The 16,959-nt window shown below is 41.4% G+C and carries 15 protein-coding genes; 6 read left to right on the top strand and 9 right to left on the bottom strand.

The window, feature by feature from the left end:
- Nucleotides 1-53 precede the first annotated feature (53 nt).
- The gene (locus tag ACM0OX_RS27425; RefSeq protein ID WP_414518123.1) at nucleotides 54-641 is read right to left on the bottom strand and encodes a Uma2 family endonuclease; all 588 of its coding nucleotides are present in this window, start codon (nucleotides 639-641) and stop codon (nucleotides 54-56) included.
- 203 nt (nucleotides 642-844) lie between these two features.
- On the bottom strand, nucleotides 845-2,026 hold the full coding sequence (locus ACM0OX_RS27430) for an AGE family epimerase/isomerase (RefSeq protein WP_414518125.1): 1,182 nt from the start codon (nucleotides 2,024-2,026) through the stop codon (nucleotides 845-847).
- A 192-nt stretch (nucleotides 2,027-2,218) separates the two neighbouring features.
- On the opposite strand from ACM0OX_RS27430, the gene ACM0OX_RS27435 reads away from it, so the two are divergent.
- Nucleotides 2,219-3,118, top strand: a complete 900-nt coding sequence (locus tag ACM0OX_RS27435) for an aspartoacylase (protein WP_414518126.1) — start codon at nucleotides 2,219-2,221, stop codon at nucleotides 3,116-3,118.
- Between the two features lie 90 nt (nucleotides 3,119-3,208).
- Here ACM0OX_RS27435 and ACM0OX_RS27440 read toward each other — a convergent pair whose 3' ends face one another.
- The 7 genes from ACM0OX_RS27440 to ACM0OX_RS27470 all read right to left on the bottom strand — a co-directional run bounded on the left by ACM0OX_RS27440 (nucleotide 3,209) and on the right by ACM0OX_RS27470 (nucleotide 9,715).
- A complete protein-coding gene (locus ACM0OX_RS27440; RefSeq protein ID WP_414518127.1) occupies nucleotides 3,209-4,003 on the bottom strand; it encodes a Tab2/Atab2 family RNA-binding protein in 795 nt (264 codons plus the stop codon).
- 2 nt (nucleotides 4,004-4,005) lie between these two features.
- Complete coding sequence (locus tag ACM0OX_RS27445) at nucleotides 4,006-4,299, bottom strand: hypothetical protein (protein WP_414518128.1); 294 nt, start codon at nucleotides 4,297-4,299, stop codon at nucleotides 4,006-4,008.
- Nucleotides 4,300-4,320: 21 nt separating this feature from the next.
- On the bottom strand, nucleotides 4,321-4,590 hold the full coding sequence (locus ACM0OX_RS27450; protein ID WP_414518130.1) for a YciI family protein: 270 nt from the start codon (nucleotides 4,588-4,590) through the stop codon (nucleotides 4,321-4,323).
- Between the two features lie 114 nt (nucleotides 4,591-4,704).
- Nucleotides 4,705-7,155 (bottom strand): phenylalanine--tRNA ligase subunit beta, encoded by a 2,451-nt coding sequence (gene pheT, locus ACM0OX_RS27455; RefSeq protein ID WP_414518131.1) that lies wholly within the window; start codon nucleotides 7,153-7,155, stop codon nucleotides 4,705-4,707.
- Nucleotides 7,156-7,440: 285 nt separating this feature from the next.
- Nucleotides 7,441-7,938 carry a hypothetical protein gene (locus ACM0OX_RS27460; RefSeq protein WP_414518132.1) on the bottom strand — a complete coding sequence of 166 codons (498 nt, stop codon included), beginning with the start codon at nucleotides 7,936-7,938 and terminating at the stop codon, nucleotides 7,441-7,443.
- Nucleotides 7,939-8,074: 136 nt separating this feature from the next.
- A complete protein-coding gene (locus ACM0OX_RS27465; protein ID WP_414518133.1) occupies nucleotides 8,075-8,275 on the bottom strand; it encodes a type II toxin-antitoxin system VapB family antitoxin in 201 nt (66 codons plus the stop codon).
- Nucleotides 8,276-8,329: 54 nt separating this feature from the next.
- On the bottom strand, nucleotides 8,330-9,715 hold the full coding sequence (locus tag ACM0OX_RS27470; protein WP_414518135.1) for a response regulator: 1,386 nt from the start codon (nucleotides 9,713-9,715) through the stop codon (nucleotides 8,330-8,332).
- A gap of 747 nt (nucleotides 9,716-10,462) precedes the next feature.
- On the opposite strand from ACM0OX_RS27470, the gene ACM0OX_RS27475 reads away from it, so the two are divergent.
- From ACM0OX_RS27475 to lhgO, 5 genes are all read left to right on the top strand, one after another.
- Nucleotides 10,463-11,137 (top strand): vWA domain-containing protein, encoded by a 675-nt coding sequence (locus tag ACM0OX_RS27475; RefSeq protein ID WP_334934538.1) that lies wholly within the window; start codon nucleotides 10,463-10,465, stop codon nucleotides 11,135-11,137.
- Nucleotides 11,138-11,188: 51 nt separating this feature from the next.
- A complete protein-coding gene (locus ACM0OX_RS27480) occupies nucleotides 11,189-11,971 on the top strand; it encodes a PP2C family serine/threonine-protein phosphatase (RefSeq protein WP_414518137.1) in 783 nt (260 codons plus the stop codon).
- Nucleotides 11,972-12,029: 58 nt separating this feature from the next.
- Complete coding sequence (locus ACM0OX_RS27485; protein ID WP_414518138.1) at nucleotides 12,030-14,192, top strand: tetratricopeptide repeat protein; 2,163 nt, start codon at nucleotides 12,030-12,032, stop codon at nucleotides 14,190-14,192.
- Nucleotides 14,193-14,520: 328 nt separating this feature from the next.
- Entirely contained in the window at nucleotides 14,521-15,294 is a 774-nt protein-coding gene (gene rfbF / locus ACM0OX_RS27490; protein ID WP_414518140.1) for a glucose-1-phosphate cytidylyltransferase, read from the top strand.
- 116 nt (nucleotides 15,295-15,410) lie between these two features.
- Nucleotides 15,411-16,625, top strand: a complete 1,215-nt coding sequence (gene lhgO / locus ACM0OX_RS27495; RefSeq protein ID WP_414518142.1) for an L-2-hydroxyglutarate oxidase — start codon at nucleotides 15,411-15,413, stop codon at nucleotides 16,623-16,625.
- The last annotated feature ends 334 nt before the right edge of the window (nucleotides 16,626-16,959 follow it).

The following is a 16,959-nucleotide window of genomic DNA, read 5'->3' on the forward strand; positions in this document are numbered from 1 at the left end:
GGTCTATCGCAAAAGCATAAATAGCTTAACTCACTTTAGGATACGAGCGAAAATCATTCATTAGCACTCTCTGGAAACAAGCGATTCAAGTCTAATAATGCATCTTCAAATCCAGGAATTGCTACTGACTGATTCGATAAAGAAATCTGCTTACTGAGATAGCTAAACTTACTTTGAGCATTCTGATATGGCTGGCTATGACGCTCAAGTTGACGAGCGGGCAAATTTACAATCCAGTAATCAGAAATTCCGGCTTCTGCATACAATGACAACTTGATTGTTTGATCGTAATCTATAGTTTTATCCGAAATTTCAATCACTAAGAAAATATCTTCAGGATAGGGATGATGAGCGAGATAATCTTCATCTCTTCCTCTTGCAATGACAACATCCGGCTCAGGCTCGCTTTGATTAGGAAGGGTGATAGGATCTTGTCCACGGATGACTGCTCCATCGCCTAAAAGCCGATCCAATTGACGGCACAGGATAGAACTACAAACTGTATGAGGTGTTCCCTTTGCTGTCATTTGAATCAGTTCCCCTCGAATTAATTCAATACGATCGCCCTTTGTCAGAAATCCGAGTTCAATCAATCGATGGTATTCAGCGATGGTAAATCGCTTAGGTGTCACAACATTCATGAGACATCTTTCCAATATTACTTGTACACTAACAAAGATTAAACTGACTGCGTTGTTTACCGCCGCAGGCATCGCAATAACTTAAGCCGTCGTTACTACAACAGAAGCATTTATAAGTAACCTTAAAGCTGTTGTTACTAAAACTGAAGCTGTGGTAACGACAGCTTCAGTTGTGGTTATGAATATGAATTTTTGTAATAAGTCTATTGCAAAGGAGTAGCGATCGCCTCAAATTGCTGCCAACAAAGATACAATGCACGCGGTACGTGAAAACATCCTTTCCATTTGCCACCTTTGAGGTTCAACAATACTTCTCCACGTCGATTCAGGTAGCCAAACCATTCACCGTATTCGGAATCAGCAAAGTGTGACCAGGCGTAATCGTGCATCTTTTGATACCATTCCCAACACGCCTCACGCCCTGTCAACCGATAGCCCATCGCTAATGCAACCAAAGACTCTAGGTGAACCCACCACAGCTTTTGATCCCATTCCAATTGTTGTGGGGGATGACCATCTGCATCCATAAAGTAATACAGTCCGCCGTACTCGCTATCCCAAGCAAAATTTAGGATATTTAGCACCACATCAACGGCTTGGTTAATAGTTTTGGTGTCGTTTTGGCGACGCGCAATGTCCATGATAAACCACATCGCTTCGATACCGTGACCTGGGTTAATCAGCCTTCCCTCAAAACAATCGATGTGGGAACCGTCAGGGGCAACATTTTCGTACATTAGTCCCCGTTCTTGGTCGAGAAAATCGGTCATCACTTCGCGGACTGTCTCGGCTAGGACATTCTCTAGTGTTTCCTTTGGTAGCAACCATTCCATTTCTAGAGTCAGGTTGGCTAAAATCATCGGTACAGCTAATGATTTCATTGGGCGTGTGCCGGGATAGGTTTTATTATATTTGCCCTTTGGGTTATCTTTGCGGCGTAATACGTTGTTGTAAGCCTGCATCGCCACATCTTTTGCCCATTCTTCGCCGCCAGCGAGTGCATATTTACTAAATGCCATCGCCGCAAAGCAATCAGAAAAGATGTTGTAAGGTTGAACCAGTGGTTTACCTTCGCGGGTGAGGGCAAAGTACCAGTTACCATCGCTATCTCTGCCATGTTGGGCGAGGAAATTAGCGCCGTTGCTGGCAATTTTTAGCCAATTTTCGCGCTTTTCTAGCTGGTTGTAAAGCATCGAAAAAGTCCACACCTGGCGATTTTGCAGCCAGATGAATTTGTCTGTATCATAAATTTTGCCTTCGCGATCTAGGCAAGTAAAATAGCCACCTTGCTGCCAATCGAGAGAATATTTTTCCCAAAAAGAGAGGACATCGTTGAGGAGAGCGTTTTTGTAAAGTTCAGCGAGCGCTTGAAAATTATACTCCATAAATTTCCTCCCCATTTTGTGCTAAAGCTAACAGCTTAACAGTTATCATATTTTTGCTTAAACATGGTGCGTAGGCGTAGCCCGTCGTAGATATCGCGTCAGTCTCTCACAAGATTTAGTCAGCAGCAGTTATACTTCTATCTTGTATCTTGCACTATTCTCAATAACCGTAGGGGAGCCAGTGAGGTTGTTATGAGTCAGATTGAACGAGTTGCGATCGTTGGAGGAAACCACGGTAATGAGTTAACAGGAGTACATTTAGTCAAAAAGTTTCAGCAATATCCTAATTTAATTAACAGGGCTAGTTTTGAAACTCTGGCATTACTTGGCAATCTCAAAGCTATTGAAGAAGGCAAACGATACATTGAAAAAGATTTAAATCGTTGTTTCACTAATCAAGGCTTACAAAATCCCCAACTCTCAAGTTATGAAGATATGCGGGCAAAAGCAATTCAACAGATATTGCAACCGCAAAATCAGCCCTTTGTAGATGTAATTGTTGATTTGCACAGCACAACTGCCAATATGGGGTTAACTCTGATTTTTTGTGATATGCATCCTTTCTTACTTCGCTTAGGCGCTTATTTAAGTTCTATTAATCCTTTAGTGAAAGTCTGTATTAATCAGGAATCCAAAGAAAATGGTTTTCTCCGTTCTTTGTGTGAATTGGGTTTTGTTATAGAAGTTGGGGCTGTGGCTCAAAATGTTTTAAACGCCGAATTATTTCAAGAAACAGAACAGCTTATTTATGCAGTTTTAGATTATTTTGAAAGGTGCAATCAGGGGAATATTCCGCAGACAAGCAACCACCTTACACTTTATAAATACATTGGAACTGTCGATTATCCTAGAAGCGATGCCTACGGTGGGCTGCGCCTACGCGGGGAAATTCAAGCCATGATTCACCCCCAGCTTCAGTTTAGGGATTATGAACCTTTGCATCCAGGCGATCCAATGTTTCTGACTTTTGAAGGGAAAGATATTTTCTATGAAGGAGCGTCTACTGTTTATCCTATTTTTATTAATGAAGCAGCTTACTACGAGAAAGGAATTGCGATGTATTTAAGTCAAAAGCAGGAAGAAATAGTTTAATTTGTTCATTGCCTCCGCCTCACTTTTATCTCTATAGTCGATTTCTTTAGCTATAAAAATTAAGCAGACAAATATGTTTGGCAATTAATATCAATTTTCTGCCCGCAATAACCAAAAGCCGCTATAAGTCATACCAGAATCTTCGGGTTGAACTAACAAAAAATGCAATCCTCGACAATGCTTTTTGCGTTGTTCAAATGCTTGGGCTGCTGTTGTAACTTCTGGATCTTCAAATGTGGCAACAATCCATCTATCCACCAAGCTAGCTTCTAATATTAAGCCATCCGGTGCGCCAGAAATGTAGTTCAAGCTGACGGGACGGGCTTGCTGCAACCACCGTGCTAGGCGCATTGATTGCCGTCCACCATAAATTACTACACCAGGAACGGGGACTGTTGATGCTAAACCCAAATTGATTGGTTTGAGATGTTCTGGGATGTGCAAAATGGGAATGGGGCGATCGCTAAATCTCGTTTCTACATCACTAGCAGCTAAACTTGCAAAACGCCATTGTTCTCCCCAAAGGTTTTCTGGTAATGGTGTTGGGGGTGGTTTATCTAACGTTGAGGGATATTGCTTTTCTTGTAACCACTGCTTTAATGCCAAGGTGTGGCGGGTAGGTTCGACATTTATACTTAAGTTGCGTCCAGCCGCTTCAATTAAGCTTAAAGACTGAGGACGAAATACCTGAATTACATCTGGCAATTTTTCACCAGCAGCTAGCTCAAGTTGAGTCGCAACCCAATTAGAATTTGCTTCTGACTGGAGACAGCTACCTTCATACTCAAAGCTACGAGTTGCGTCACAAATCAACAATTCCCATAAAATTTGTCCAGACGCATCTTGTGAGGGACGACGATAAAAATCAACCTGCCAAATTTTCATAATTATGTGGGCATGAGGCATTGGGCATGGGGCATGGAGGGATGGGAGAGATCGATGAGAGTTAAAACTGAAACTTTTAGGTTCAGAGGTTCAAATTTCATACTCAGAGGTTCAACTTCCGAGTTCAAAGGCTCAACTTCCGAGTTCAGAGGTTCAAATTTCATACTCAGAGGTTCAACTTCCGAGTTCAAAGGCTCAACTTCCGAGTTCAGAGGCTCAACTTCCGAGTTCAAAGGCTCAACTTCCGAGTTCAAAAGCTCAACTTCCGAGTTCAGAGGCTCAACTTCCAAGTTCATCTTCCCATGCCCAACACCAATTTATAAAACCTGAATCCATTCTTGGACTGAATATTCAGTCCAGATGCCATTTTTCCAGTAAGGATCGTTTTCAATTAACTGGCGCACAGTGGCTTCGTCTTCGGCTTCGTAAATCCCAAAAATTTTTGTAACATCCTTGGTGGGGCCGATAGTAATCAGCACACCAGATTCTTTCTGTTTTGCTAATCCGTCTAAATGAGCTTGACGGTGGGGGGTGCGTTTTTCGATAACGTCTTCGCAGTAAGTTCCCCAGAGTATATATTTAGGCATGGTTAATCAATTAAAAATTTAAAATCTCAGTTTATAGGTTACAGGGTACAGGTTACAGGGAATAGTTTTTCTTTGTTGTACCCTGTCACCTGTAACCTGTTCCCGTATTTACTCCTAACTTCTCAAGTTGACGCCGAATTTTTCCACCAAGGCTTCGCGGACTTTATTATGTACTGGTTCGACTTCAGCCTCAGTCAAAGTGCGATCGCTAGCCCGATAAATTAAGCGGAATGCTAAACTCCTCTGTCCTTCAGGGACATTTTCACCGCGATATTCATCAAATAATTCCACCGATTCGAGCAAATCTTTACCAGCTTTGGTAATTACTTTTTCAATTTCGGAAACTGAGATTTTCACTGGTGCGAAAAAGGCGATGTCGCGATCGCTAGCTGGATAGGTAGAATAGGGCTGGAATGTGGGGACGAGAACTTCATCTTGTTCTAGCGAATCTAAAAGCACATCTAGATCCAACTGGAAAACGTAGACGGAATCTGGTAAACCTTTTTCTCGTCGCAGTTGGGGATGGAGTTGCCCAAAAATCCCCAGTCTGTTACCCCGAATCCACAGAGAAGCGGTGCGTCCTGGATGTAAGCGATCGTCGCGGCGATCGGGTTGAAATTCAATTTGCAAGCTAAGTTGCCGAAATACACTTTCTAAAATGCCTTTGGCTTCAAACCAGGTGATGGGTTCTTCGCGTCCACTTTTTGACCATTTACCTAAAGTGCGATCGCCTCCGATAATTCCCGCCAGGGCTTCTGTTTCTTGCAAACCATCTTCTTCTCGCCAGAAAATTTGCCCGATTTCAAAGCCGTTCAGCGCACCATTACCCTGCTCTAAATTGTATTGAAAGGCATCAATTAACCCAGATAACAAATCGGTTCGCAGCGCTGAATATTCGACAAATAAGGGGTTTGACAGGACTATATTTCTGTCTTCTCCTGGTTTGACTAAAGAATAATGGATTAATTCTGTCAATCCTTCAGCCCGCAAGAAAGCTCGTAATTTGCGAATTAGTTCTTGATCTAAAGGTAGATAACCAGCTTCCGCTTTTTCTGGTAAAGTATCACAGAATTTGTTGTAGCCATAGAGACGGGCGATTTCTTCAATTAAATCAATTTCTCGCTCTAAGTCGCGGTAACGATAAGGTGGAACAGAGACAGACCATGTGGGTTGATGGCTGCTATCTTCTCCTGAAGGAGTTAACTTACATCCCAATGCAGTCAGGATGCGCTCAACATCTTGTTCTTGGAGTTCACCTGTGTCCTCTTCCAATTCGATTGGCCCCAATATCTGATTAACTCTGTCTAAACGCAGGGCGATAGAACGACTCCAGGTAGATGGATCGGGGCGGGTGTCGGCAATTTCCTGCTGGACAAGAATTCCACTAGCTAATTCGCTAATTAAGGATAAAGCGCGGCGATTGGCTATTTCCAACTCAGCCCGGTTAACTCCCCGTTCGTATCTGCCAGAAGCCTCACTTCTTAACCCAACACTGCGCGAAGAACGGCGAATTGCCACGGAATCAAATAAAGCTGCTTCTAAAACTAGGCTTTGAGTACCTTCATGGACTTCTGTTTCTTCTCCACCCATGACTCCCGCCAGTGCAACGGGTCTGTCGTTAGCAGTGATTAACAAATTTTGGGTTGATAGGGTGCGAGTTTGTCCATCTAGGGTTTTTAAGAATTCTCCATTATTGGCGAAGCGAACGCCGATGGTTAAATTTTGGCTACTTGCAACAGATTGTATGCGATCGCAGTCAAAGGCGTGCAATGGTTGTCCCCATTCCAACAAAACGTAGTTAGTAATATCCACCACATTACTAATGGGACGTACCCCAGCCGCCCGCAAACGCTGTTGCAACCATTCAGGAGATGGAGCAATTTTCACCTGTTCAATTACCGTACCGATGTATGCAGGACAAGCTTGGGTATCGGCAATTTTTAAAGTTAAATTTCCGGTATTTTTGGGAATAGAGACTTCACCAGGTTCAGGAATGCTCAACTTTCCACCCGTCAAAGCTGCTACTTCTCTGGCTACGCCTACCATACTCAGAGCATCAGCGCGATTGGCAGTTGCGGTTAGGTCTAAAATTACATCATCTAAACCCAACAACGGCCGCACATCACTACCCAATGGTAAATTTTCCTGGGTAAAAATATGAATTCCATCGACATCGGTGGGCAAACCGAGTTCCTTTAAAGAACAAATCATGCCCTGAGATGGCACACCACGTAGTTTTGCAGGTTTAATTTTTAAATCTATTTTGGGTAAGTAAGTACCCGTAGTTGCCACAGGCACATAGATATCTGCCTTCACATTGGCAGCGCCACAGACAATATTTAAAGTTTCACCTGTACCGATATCAACTTGGCAAACGCTCAATTTATCGGCGTTGGGATGGGGTTGACGCTCAAGCACTTTGCCGATCACCACGCCATTTGCCCAAGTGCGGCGGTCTTCAATCTCTTCTACCTCAAACCCCGCCATTGTCAGGGTTTCGGCTAATTCTTCTGGACTAAGTTTTATCTCTACTAGTTCGCGCAGCCAATTTAGAGAAATACGCATGGAGTGTGCTTGTTTTAGGAATCGTCTTTTGTTCTTATTTTAGGGTGCCTGCTAGCGATCGATGGCTACTCGCCTTGCAAGGCGTACCCTTTCACTTGAACAATCCTACTACGTTAGACTGGCAATGTAAAAATTATGTAAATACTGAGAATCTATCTACGCAGAGAGGTAAGACTTTATTTTTATTTGGTTGATTTTGACCTTAAACCACATACGCCCGGATTTCTCGCTTGTGAAAAATCCGGGTGTTTTGTTTCAGACAAAAGCCTGTCAAAGGTTGGTCATCTACGGTTTACTAACAACAATTTTAGCAATGTAGTCTCTGAGTGCGATCGCCTTTTTGCTATTTGGGTACGGGGAAACCCCTATCAATTTAACCGAATACTTATCTAAAAATTGAATTGGTAAAGCATCACGACCTGGGACAAGGGTTAGCGTTAATGTTGAAACTTGCTGACCATTTTTTATGATGTCTAATCCAATAATAACTTGCCCTTGCCAAATACAAGTTACATCAGAAGGACACCGCGAATCCTGGATAACTTTTGAAAATTTGATTTCAATATTTTCAGTGGGGAGGTAAGCTGTCCTTCCATATCTAAGATAAAATGAAGTATTTAAAGTAGTTCCAACTCTAGCCATCAATTGTTGAGGATTACCTTGAGCAATTGATTTAACTTCTATGCTTGAAGGCTTGATATTTGATAAGAGTCCATAGGTAGGAAGACAATTTGCTCCACCAATCAATGTTAATATAACTGCTGCGCTTACTACACTTTTCATTTTTTATACTCCATAGTCAAAAATTTTATTATTAGTTGAGCCAGAAAGCAGACTTAATAAATTATTCTGTTTTCTGCTAGAGTGAAGTTTTTGCGTCTGAGAGCTAAAGACCAGGCTGAAGTATCAACAATGACTTTCATCGACTCTGGCGCTGTTGCTTGTAGTCATAATCATCGTCGTATTCAATCGTACCAAATAGCTCCAGAATTTTCAGTCGTTTTCGACGCTGTACATACTCTCGTAATGTCTCTTCAACAACAGCATCCTTAGTTGGATGACTACCAAGTTCGAGAGCTTCCTTAATTAAGTTTTCGTCAATTTCGAGATTAGTAATCATGTGTAGATTATTGCACAAAGTAATGTGCAGTAAAAACTCATTGGAGTAGTTAATTTAAGTCAAATGCATAAAGACTATTTTCAGTAATTCGGCGCGGGTAAACGGTTTAGTCAGATATCCAGAAGCCCCAACTAATTTCGCTTTTACTTTGTCTACAATCCCTTTATTCCCAGTGACAAAGATAATAGGAGTATTTTTAAATAGGGAATTATTTCGTATAATCCGGCACAACTCATAACCATCAATTCCTAGCATGTTTAAATCCAACAAAATTAAATCCGGTTTGTGCCTTATAATTGACAAAACTGCTTTCACTGGATCGTTAATAGTCACTACAGAAAAATTTTCATTTTCTAAGAAATAACTAATTTCTTTAAGAATTGTAGGGCTATCATCTACAGAAACAATTTTGTGGACTTTTTTTACTGTTACAGTAGCAGCCGTTACTCTTTGGGAAGCAGAATTTATGTTATTTGATATTGTTGGTTCCTGAAAGTTTTCTTTGGGAGGAGTAGAAATCTGTGGTAATCGCTGAACAGGAACTATTTTCTCTTCAGGAATATTTTGGTAAGAATTGACAGTGCTACTTAGTTCTTCTTTGGTGTCAACTAACCCTGAAATCAATTTTGAGAAAAGCGATCGCTCCTCAAAAATCTTTGGTAACTTATCAAATGGCGGATCGGGTTCATGGAGGATAATCGCACCCTTAAGGATGTAAGGGTATAAATTGCGAGCTAGTTGAATTTCATCTTGATTCAAAATTACAGCCAGATGACACAGGCTAAAACCCTTCATCCAGTTAATTAAATCTGGCTGTAGATTTGGTAAATCTTGCTCGTCAAACTTACTGTTAATCAACAGATATGGACGTTGATATGGAGAAGAAATTTTAGGTATAAAAGCCTGCCAATTCTGTAATCTTACTTGGCAATGCTCTAGAATTTTTTCTACACCTAGCCTGCAAATTTTTGGCATTCTCTCAAGAGGTGCTGTTAATTCATAAGTACCTTCCTTGATGAGTAAAAATGATTCAATGACCTCTTTAACTAATTCTTGAACCAGCACTGCTGCTTGTGTAGAATGTAAATGTTGTTGACTAACAAGCCAGGATATAGCCTGATACTCAGGAGGGTGGCTTCTGGAATTAGTGTCATCTTTGATTAACTGACTGTGTGAGTCAGGTTCAAACATCAGCCGTACTTGAATGCGAACCTCATTAGTAAGGAGTGGAATTTGCTGGCTGAGGCGTCGCAAATGGCGTTCTAGTCGATCAAAGGGTTCCACGGAATGGGTAGCGTAAGTTATTTTGCCCTGTTCTAAGTAAATCGACCAAAAAACTGAGTTACTCAATACTTGTAAACAAGTACTGTCGGAACAATTAGATAATTGTCTTAACAAACTTAGAGGGCGTAGTTTGGTGAATGTACCTGAGTTATTCATATTTTTCAAGTTTTTTGCGGAATCAACAACTGAACATTTGTAGATTGAAAATATGAGCTATAAAGTATTCTCTTCTTTGTAATATTTTTCTAACCACAAATTATTTATTTGAAAATATGTACATATATTAAAAAATGTAAGGCTTCTAAGTCCCTTGTTACATTTGGCACATTTTACTTAATCTATCTCAAAAAACAAGTAGGTGTGAATAAAGGTAAGCATCTATCATAGCTAGATTATCAGTAGATGTTGGTTATTTCTGGATTTTACTAACTACTGACAACTCTTGAGTGAAGACCTTAATAATGATGTTTATTTATGCCCACTCACTTCAAGAGGCAAATTTGATTCCAAGTTCGCGTAGTTACACTGGTATACTTCTAGAGTGAACGAGCTTAATTATGGTTAATTACTTTTCCTTAAAGAAACGATTCTTCTACATAAAATCTTTAAAAACTTATCTAGGAAAGTTTACGTATTTATTGTACTGTAGGTTTAATGGATATAGCTTTTTGGTAGATACATTACAACAGGTAATGCTGGGTTTTGATAAACTCTTTTTTGCTAAACTAAGCTGTGCTCAAGTTCATCTTAAATATATAGAGAACTTCATGAAAATAATTTGTTTAATAAAGATTAGAGCGTCTACCAATAGATACTATATTCTGTAGTCGCCTCGGCGATTGGAACTATATACTCTGAGCAAAGGGAAATAAAGCTTTGGACTTTAACATAACACAAAAAGTTATGCATGATACATTAAGACTTGATGAAGTAGTAGAATTTGCTGAGAACCCAGAACCACGTTGTCCTTGTGTACTTTTATTAGACACATCTGGATCGATGCAAGGAGAGGCGATTGAGGCTTTAAATCAAGGTTTACTAAGCTTAAAGGATGAATTAGTCAAAAATTCTTTAGCCGCCAGACGGGTGGAAGTGGCGATCGTCACTTTTGATAGTAATATCAATGTATTACAAGACTTTGTGACTGCCGATCAATTCAATCCGCCGATTTTGACAGCCCAAGGCTTGACAACAATGGGTGCGGGAATTCATAAAGCTTTGGACATAATTCAAGAGCGGAAATCTCAGTATCGTGCCAACGGGATTGCTTACTATCGTCCTTGGGTATTTATGATTACTGATGGAGAACCCCAAGGTGAGTTAGAGCAAGTAGTAGAGCAAGCATCCCAGCGTCTACAGGGAGACGAGGCGAACAAGCGGGTAGCATTCTTTACAGTTGGAGTAGAAAATGCGAATATGACGCGTTTAAATCAAATAACTGTACGTACTCCCTTAAAGCTTAAAGGACTAAATTTTATCGAGATGTTTGTCTGGCTGTCAACTAGTATGTCGGCTGTTTCTCATTCACAAGTAGACGAACAGGTAGCACTACCGCCGATTGGTTGGGGAACTGTTTAATGAAAAATCGCAGCTTGATGTTTACACAGCTAGCTGCTTGAAAAAAAATTTATGAACATATCAAAACAGATTGCTCAATGGCGGATTGTGGCTGCTTCTGTATGTGGTACAAGTCACTTAAAAAACAATCAATTATGTCAGGATGCTCATCACTGGCAGATATTGTCAGATAATGTTTTAGTGGCGGCCGCAGCAGATGGCGCGGGTTCTGCTAGCCTGGGGAAAGTGGGAGCGATGGTTGCTGTGGAGACAGCAATCGAAAACATTTCTACCAAGGGGCTGACCCGAAAAAGTTTGACTGATGATACATTGGTGCGATCGCTCTTAAATGATGCCATACTAGCTGCCAAAAAAGCTGTGGAGCATGAGGCGGCTACTTGTGACAAACAGCCTCAAGATTTAGCAACTACCTTAATTATGCTGGTTGCCACACCAGAAGTTGTAGCTGTAGTTCAGATAGGTGATGGTTTGGCAGTGGCAAAAGATCGTTTGGGCAACCTGCTAGCACTAACTATGCCTGACAGTGGTGAATACATTAACGAAACTACTTTTTTAACTTCGCCTCATGCCTTAGATACAGCACAAATGAGATTATGGCGCACAGACATAGTAAACGTTGGTATCATCACCGACGGATTACAAATGCTGGCTTTGAATATGGTTGTTGGCGAACCTCACAAACCATTCTTTTTTCCGCTGTTTGAATTTGTCGCCAATACCGAGGATAAGACAGAAGCGAAGGAGCAATTGGTAAAATTTCTACGCTCAGAGCGGATTACGCAACGCACTGATGATGATTTAACACTCATTATAGCTGCATTCAACGACTCATGAGCAACAAATCTAAAGGTTTCTACATCTTACAATAACTTCCGTTAGCGGTAATTTCATTATGCAGGTACTACGTTGTTCCCCCAGAAAAGAAATCCTCAGTCTCAATGTCAGTTTGGGACGTGGCGGTGAAGCTTGTGTTTATGCTGTGCCATCCGATAACGATTTGGTGGCGAAGATTTACCACAAGCCAACCACTGCCCATGCTGATAAACTCCAGGCGATGCTTGCCAACCCGCCAGAAAACCCCACGGCGAGTTTAGGGCATATCTCTATCGCTTGGCCAGAGGATTTATTACGGGCGGCAGATGGCAAAAATAGCATCCTGGGCTTTTTGATGCCACGTATTCAGGGGATGCGTCCAATCATCGACTTTTACAACCCCAGAACCCGTCGGCAACATTGCCCCCTATTCAACTATCAGTACCTGCTCCGCACGGCTCGTAACCTGGCGGCGGCTTTTGCCGCTTTGCACGCTAGTGGATATTGCATTGGTGATGTGAACGAGTCTAATATCCTCGTCAGTGATACGGCACTGGTGACTTTGATAGACACAGACTCTTTCCAAGTAACCGACCCAAACAGCAATGTTGTTTATCGCTGTCCAGTAGGTAAACCAGAGTTTACTCCACCAGAACTACAAAATAAAACTTTTGCCCAGCACGATCGCGAAATCTCTCACGATTTATTTGGGTTAGGGGTGCTAGTCTTTCAACTCTTAATGGAAGGCACCCACCCATTTTCGGGGATTTTTCAAGGTGCGATTGAGCCACCACCTTACGAAGCCCGCATTGCATCGGGTCATTTCACTTACAGCGAAAAGCGTTACGTACCCTACCTGCCAACACCCATCGCCCCCCCTTGGGAAATTCTCCATCCCAGCTTACAAGAATTATTTGTCCGTTGTTTTGAAGAAGGTCATAATAACCCACAACTACGTCCCAGTGCGCAAACTTGGCTCTCAGCCATCGCTGAAGCCGAAGAGTCCCTGATTACCTGTACGACAAATCCCCAGCATCGCTACAACAACCACATGCGTAGCTGTCCGTGGTGCGAACGTACCGTGCGATTAGGTGGACGCGACCCCTTTCCATCACATCGGGCTATAGAAGCTAGAGAACATCTCCAACCGCGAATCAAAGCGAGAAAACGCTACAATCAAACACCGCATTTTCCCCAGCGAGCCATGTCACCGCAGCCAGCTAATTATTGGCAGCCAATGACTCCCAGCGGTTCGTATAAACCTTCCAAAAAGTCAAAATTGTACCCGGTTATTTGTTGTTTGCTGGGTTTTGGTTTATTGGGATATGCAGACGTAATGATTAAATTTACTCAGCCGTTAGTTTCCCAAAATGCTTACACCCAACAAACAATCAAGCCTTCCCAGCCAAACAACAAACTCAGCTTCGCTGATTCTTATCAGCAAGGTTATATTGCTTATAAAGAGCGAGACTATGACAAGGCAATTGTCAACTTTAGCCAAGCAATTGAACAAGAACCGACACACGCTAGAGCAATTGTAAATCGTGGCAATGCTCGCTATAACCTGAAAGACTATGAAGGCGCGGTTACAGATTATAGCCAAGCTCTGAAAATCAATCCCAATCAAACCAAAGCTCTGGTAAATCGGGGCAATGCCCGCTATATGCTCGCCGAATATAGCAACGATCCCGATCGAGAGTATAATCTAGCGATCGCAGACTATAATCGAGCCATTGGTTTGGATAATCATGAGATTGAAGCTTATGTCAGACGGGGGATTGTCCGCGCCCAAATGGCTAAATACAGCGGTGAATCTCAACAAGCTTACAAAAAAGCGATCGCAGATTTTACTCAAGCCATACAACTTAATGTCTCCAAAGCCGAAGCTTACTTCCAGCGGGGCGTTGTCTATTATCAAATTGCTCAATATAGCAGCAATTATCAGCAAGAATATAATCAAGCGATCGCTGACTTTAACCAAGCATTAACTCTAAGCCCTAAACTAGCAAAAGCATATCTCAAACGAGGCATGGTTCGCTATGAACTGGCACAATATGGCGGTAGTGAAGCTAACAAAAACCAGACAAAAGCTGTCGAAGATATACAGGCATCTGCCAAAATATTTCTTGAGCAAGATGACATGGATAATTATCAACAAGCACTCAGTAATATGTGTGTAGTCATCGAAAACAAATGTGACCCTTTATTCCAAGGCTCAAGTAATGTGGAAAAAACTAACTAGAAACAAGTAAGTTTTGTTACTAGCATATTATTGGTTTGAATTTAAAAAAATCAAGCCTGACTAGGGTTAGCACTTGCTAACCCTAGTTATTTTATAGGTAATATTTTTATTTTATTGAGTAATTTATTTCTGTATTTATAGATATTCATAGAGCTTTTATATAGAAAAGATTTTAATTTATCCTACCTTTATAATTTCATCGGAAATTACAGTTAGATTATTGACGGAGAAACAGAAATCAGAAATACATTTCTCTCCCTTTAAGTGCATCCGCTTCATCTCGAAAAAGTTAAATAATCATATCCCTACAAATCTCCGAGGTAATTGCATGAAAGCGGTGATTTTGGCTGGAGGTCTTGGTACACGCCTCAGTGAAGAAACCAGTGTTAGACCCAAGCCGATGGTTGAGATTGGTGGTAAGCCAATTCTCTGGCACATAATGAAAACATACTCTGCTCACGGCATTAATGACTTTATTATTTGTTGTGGTTACAAAGGTTACATAATTAAAGAGTATTTTGCTAATTACTTTTTACACATGTCAGATGTTACCTTTGATATGCGCTTTAACCAGATGAACGTGCATTCTGGTTATGCAGAACCCTGGCGCGTCACCTTAGTAAATACGGGTGATAATACAATGACAGGCGGACGCTTAAAGCGAATCAGCGAACATCTTGGTAACGAGACTTTTTGCTTTACTTATGGCGATGGTGTCAGTAATATTAATATCACCGAGCTAGTTAAATTTCACAAAGCACAAAATAGCTTAGGAACACTCACAGCCGTTCAACCAGCGGGGCGTTTTGGTGCTATTTCTTTAGGACATGAGCAAACCAAAATCACCAGCTTTCGGGAAAAACCTGAAGGTGATGGAGCTTGGATTAATGGCGGTTATTTTGTGTTAGAACCAGAAGTAATCAACTTAATTGCTGATGACTCTACAGTGTGGGAACAAGAGCCATTAGAAAAGCTAGCTGATATGGAACAGCTATCTGCTTTCAGACATGATGGGTTTTGGCAACCAATGGATACTTTACGCGATAAAAACTATCTCGAAGGGCTGTGGAAAAACAATCAGGCTCCTTGGAAGGTATGGTAGAAAGAGAGTTATAAGTTATGAGTTATGAGTTATGAGTTTTAGCTCCTCACTCCTAACTTCTAATTATTAACTCCCAACTTTATAGATTTACTGTAATTTGAAGTGCGATAATACTAATGTATGATTTTGCGATTATAGGTGGGGGAATAGTTGGACTCTCGACAGCGTTGGCTTTAGGAAAACGCTATGCCAATGCCCGTATTTTAGTAATAGAAAAAGAGAGCCAATGGGCATTTCACCAAACTGGCAATAATAGCGGGGTAATTCATTCTGGTATTTACTACAAGCCAGGAAGTTTCAAAGCTAAATTTTGTCGTGATGGTTCTCGTTCAATGGTAGAATTCTGCCAAGAGCATGGAATTGACCATGAAGTTTGTGGTAAGGTAATTGTTGCAACTGAAGAACAAGAACTACCACGCTTAGAAAATCTCTACCAACGCGGCTTAGACAATGGCATAGAAGTCCAGAGAATTAGCCCCGAAGAAGTCAGGGAAATTGAACCTCACGTAAGATGTGTAGGTGGGATTCGCGTATCCTCAACTGGTATTGTTAATTACAAGCAAGTTTGTTTAAAATATGCCCAGCTAATTCAACAGCAGGGTGGAGATTTGCACCTGAATACAAAAGTCCTGAAAATCTCTCCAAGTGGTAAAAATCAGGTACTGCAAACAAATAAAGGTAACTTTGAAACCCGCTTTGTAATTAATTGTACTGGATTGCATAGCGATCGCACCGCCAAACTAGGGCAAGTTGAACCCCAAGCCAAAATTGTGCCATTCCGGGGAGAATACTACGAACTCACCCCAGAAAAACGCTATCTGGTCAAGACACTAATCTATCCAGTTCCCAATCCAGATTTCCCCTTCCTGGGTGTCCACTTTACTCGGATGATTGATGGTAGCGTCCATGCAGGGCCAAACGCAGTTCTATCCCTCAAACGCGAAGGTTACAAAAAAACCGACTTTGACTTACGGGATTTTCTGGAAGTCATCACCTATCCCGGTTTCTGGAAGTTAGCAGCTAAACACGCTGATGAAGGCATTCAAGAAATCATTCGTTCTTTTAGCAAAGCAGCCTTCACCAGAAGTTTACAAAAACTAATTCCCGAAGTTCAAGCAGAAGACTTAGTTCCCACCCATGCAGGAGTTCGCGCTCAAGCCTTAATGAACGATGGCAAGCTTGTAGACGACTTTTTGATTGTTTCTGGTCAAAACTCCATTCATGTTTGCAATGCTCCTTCTCCGGCTGCCACATCTTCTCTAGAAATCGGCAAAGCGCTTGTAGCAGAAATTCCTCAACTTTCGCATCTAGAAAGTGTAGTCACTGCATAGATATCATAGTTGTTATTTCCGGGACTGCTGAAGTAAGGCATGAATCTTGTATAGTGGGCATCTTTCTTTGCCTCGAAATACAAGGGACGGTTAAGATACTCATCCCACAACAAAAAAGTGTCGTGCATCAATAAAAAACCGCTATAGAGTGCTACTAACCAATGGGTTAGTCGGCAAATTATGTAATGAATGTTAGCCGATATATATAGCGCTTCTGGGTTGAGTCCAATGACCTCCAACCTAAAGAAAAGGGGTAATATTCAAAGCCTCTCTCCTAAAAGGCTACGGTGTATACACAAGTCTTTGAGAGTTGCCTCACAGCGTTTAGATCCCC

Origin of the sequence: Nostoc sp. PCC 9305, from assembly GCF_963920915.1 — a bacterium.
Taxonomy (GTDB): Bacteria; Cyanobacteriota; Cyanobacteriia; order Cyanobacteriales; family Nostocaceae; genus Nostoc.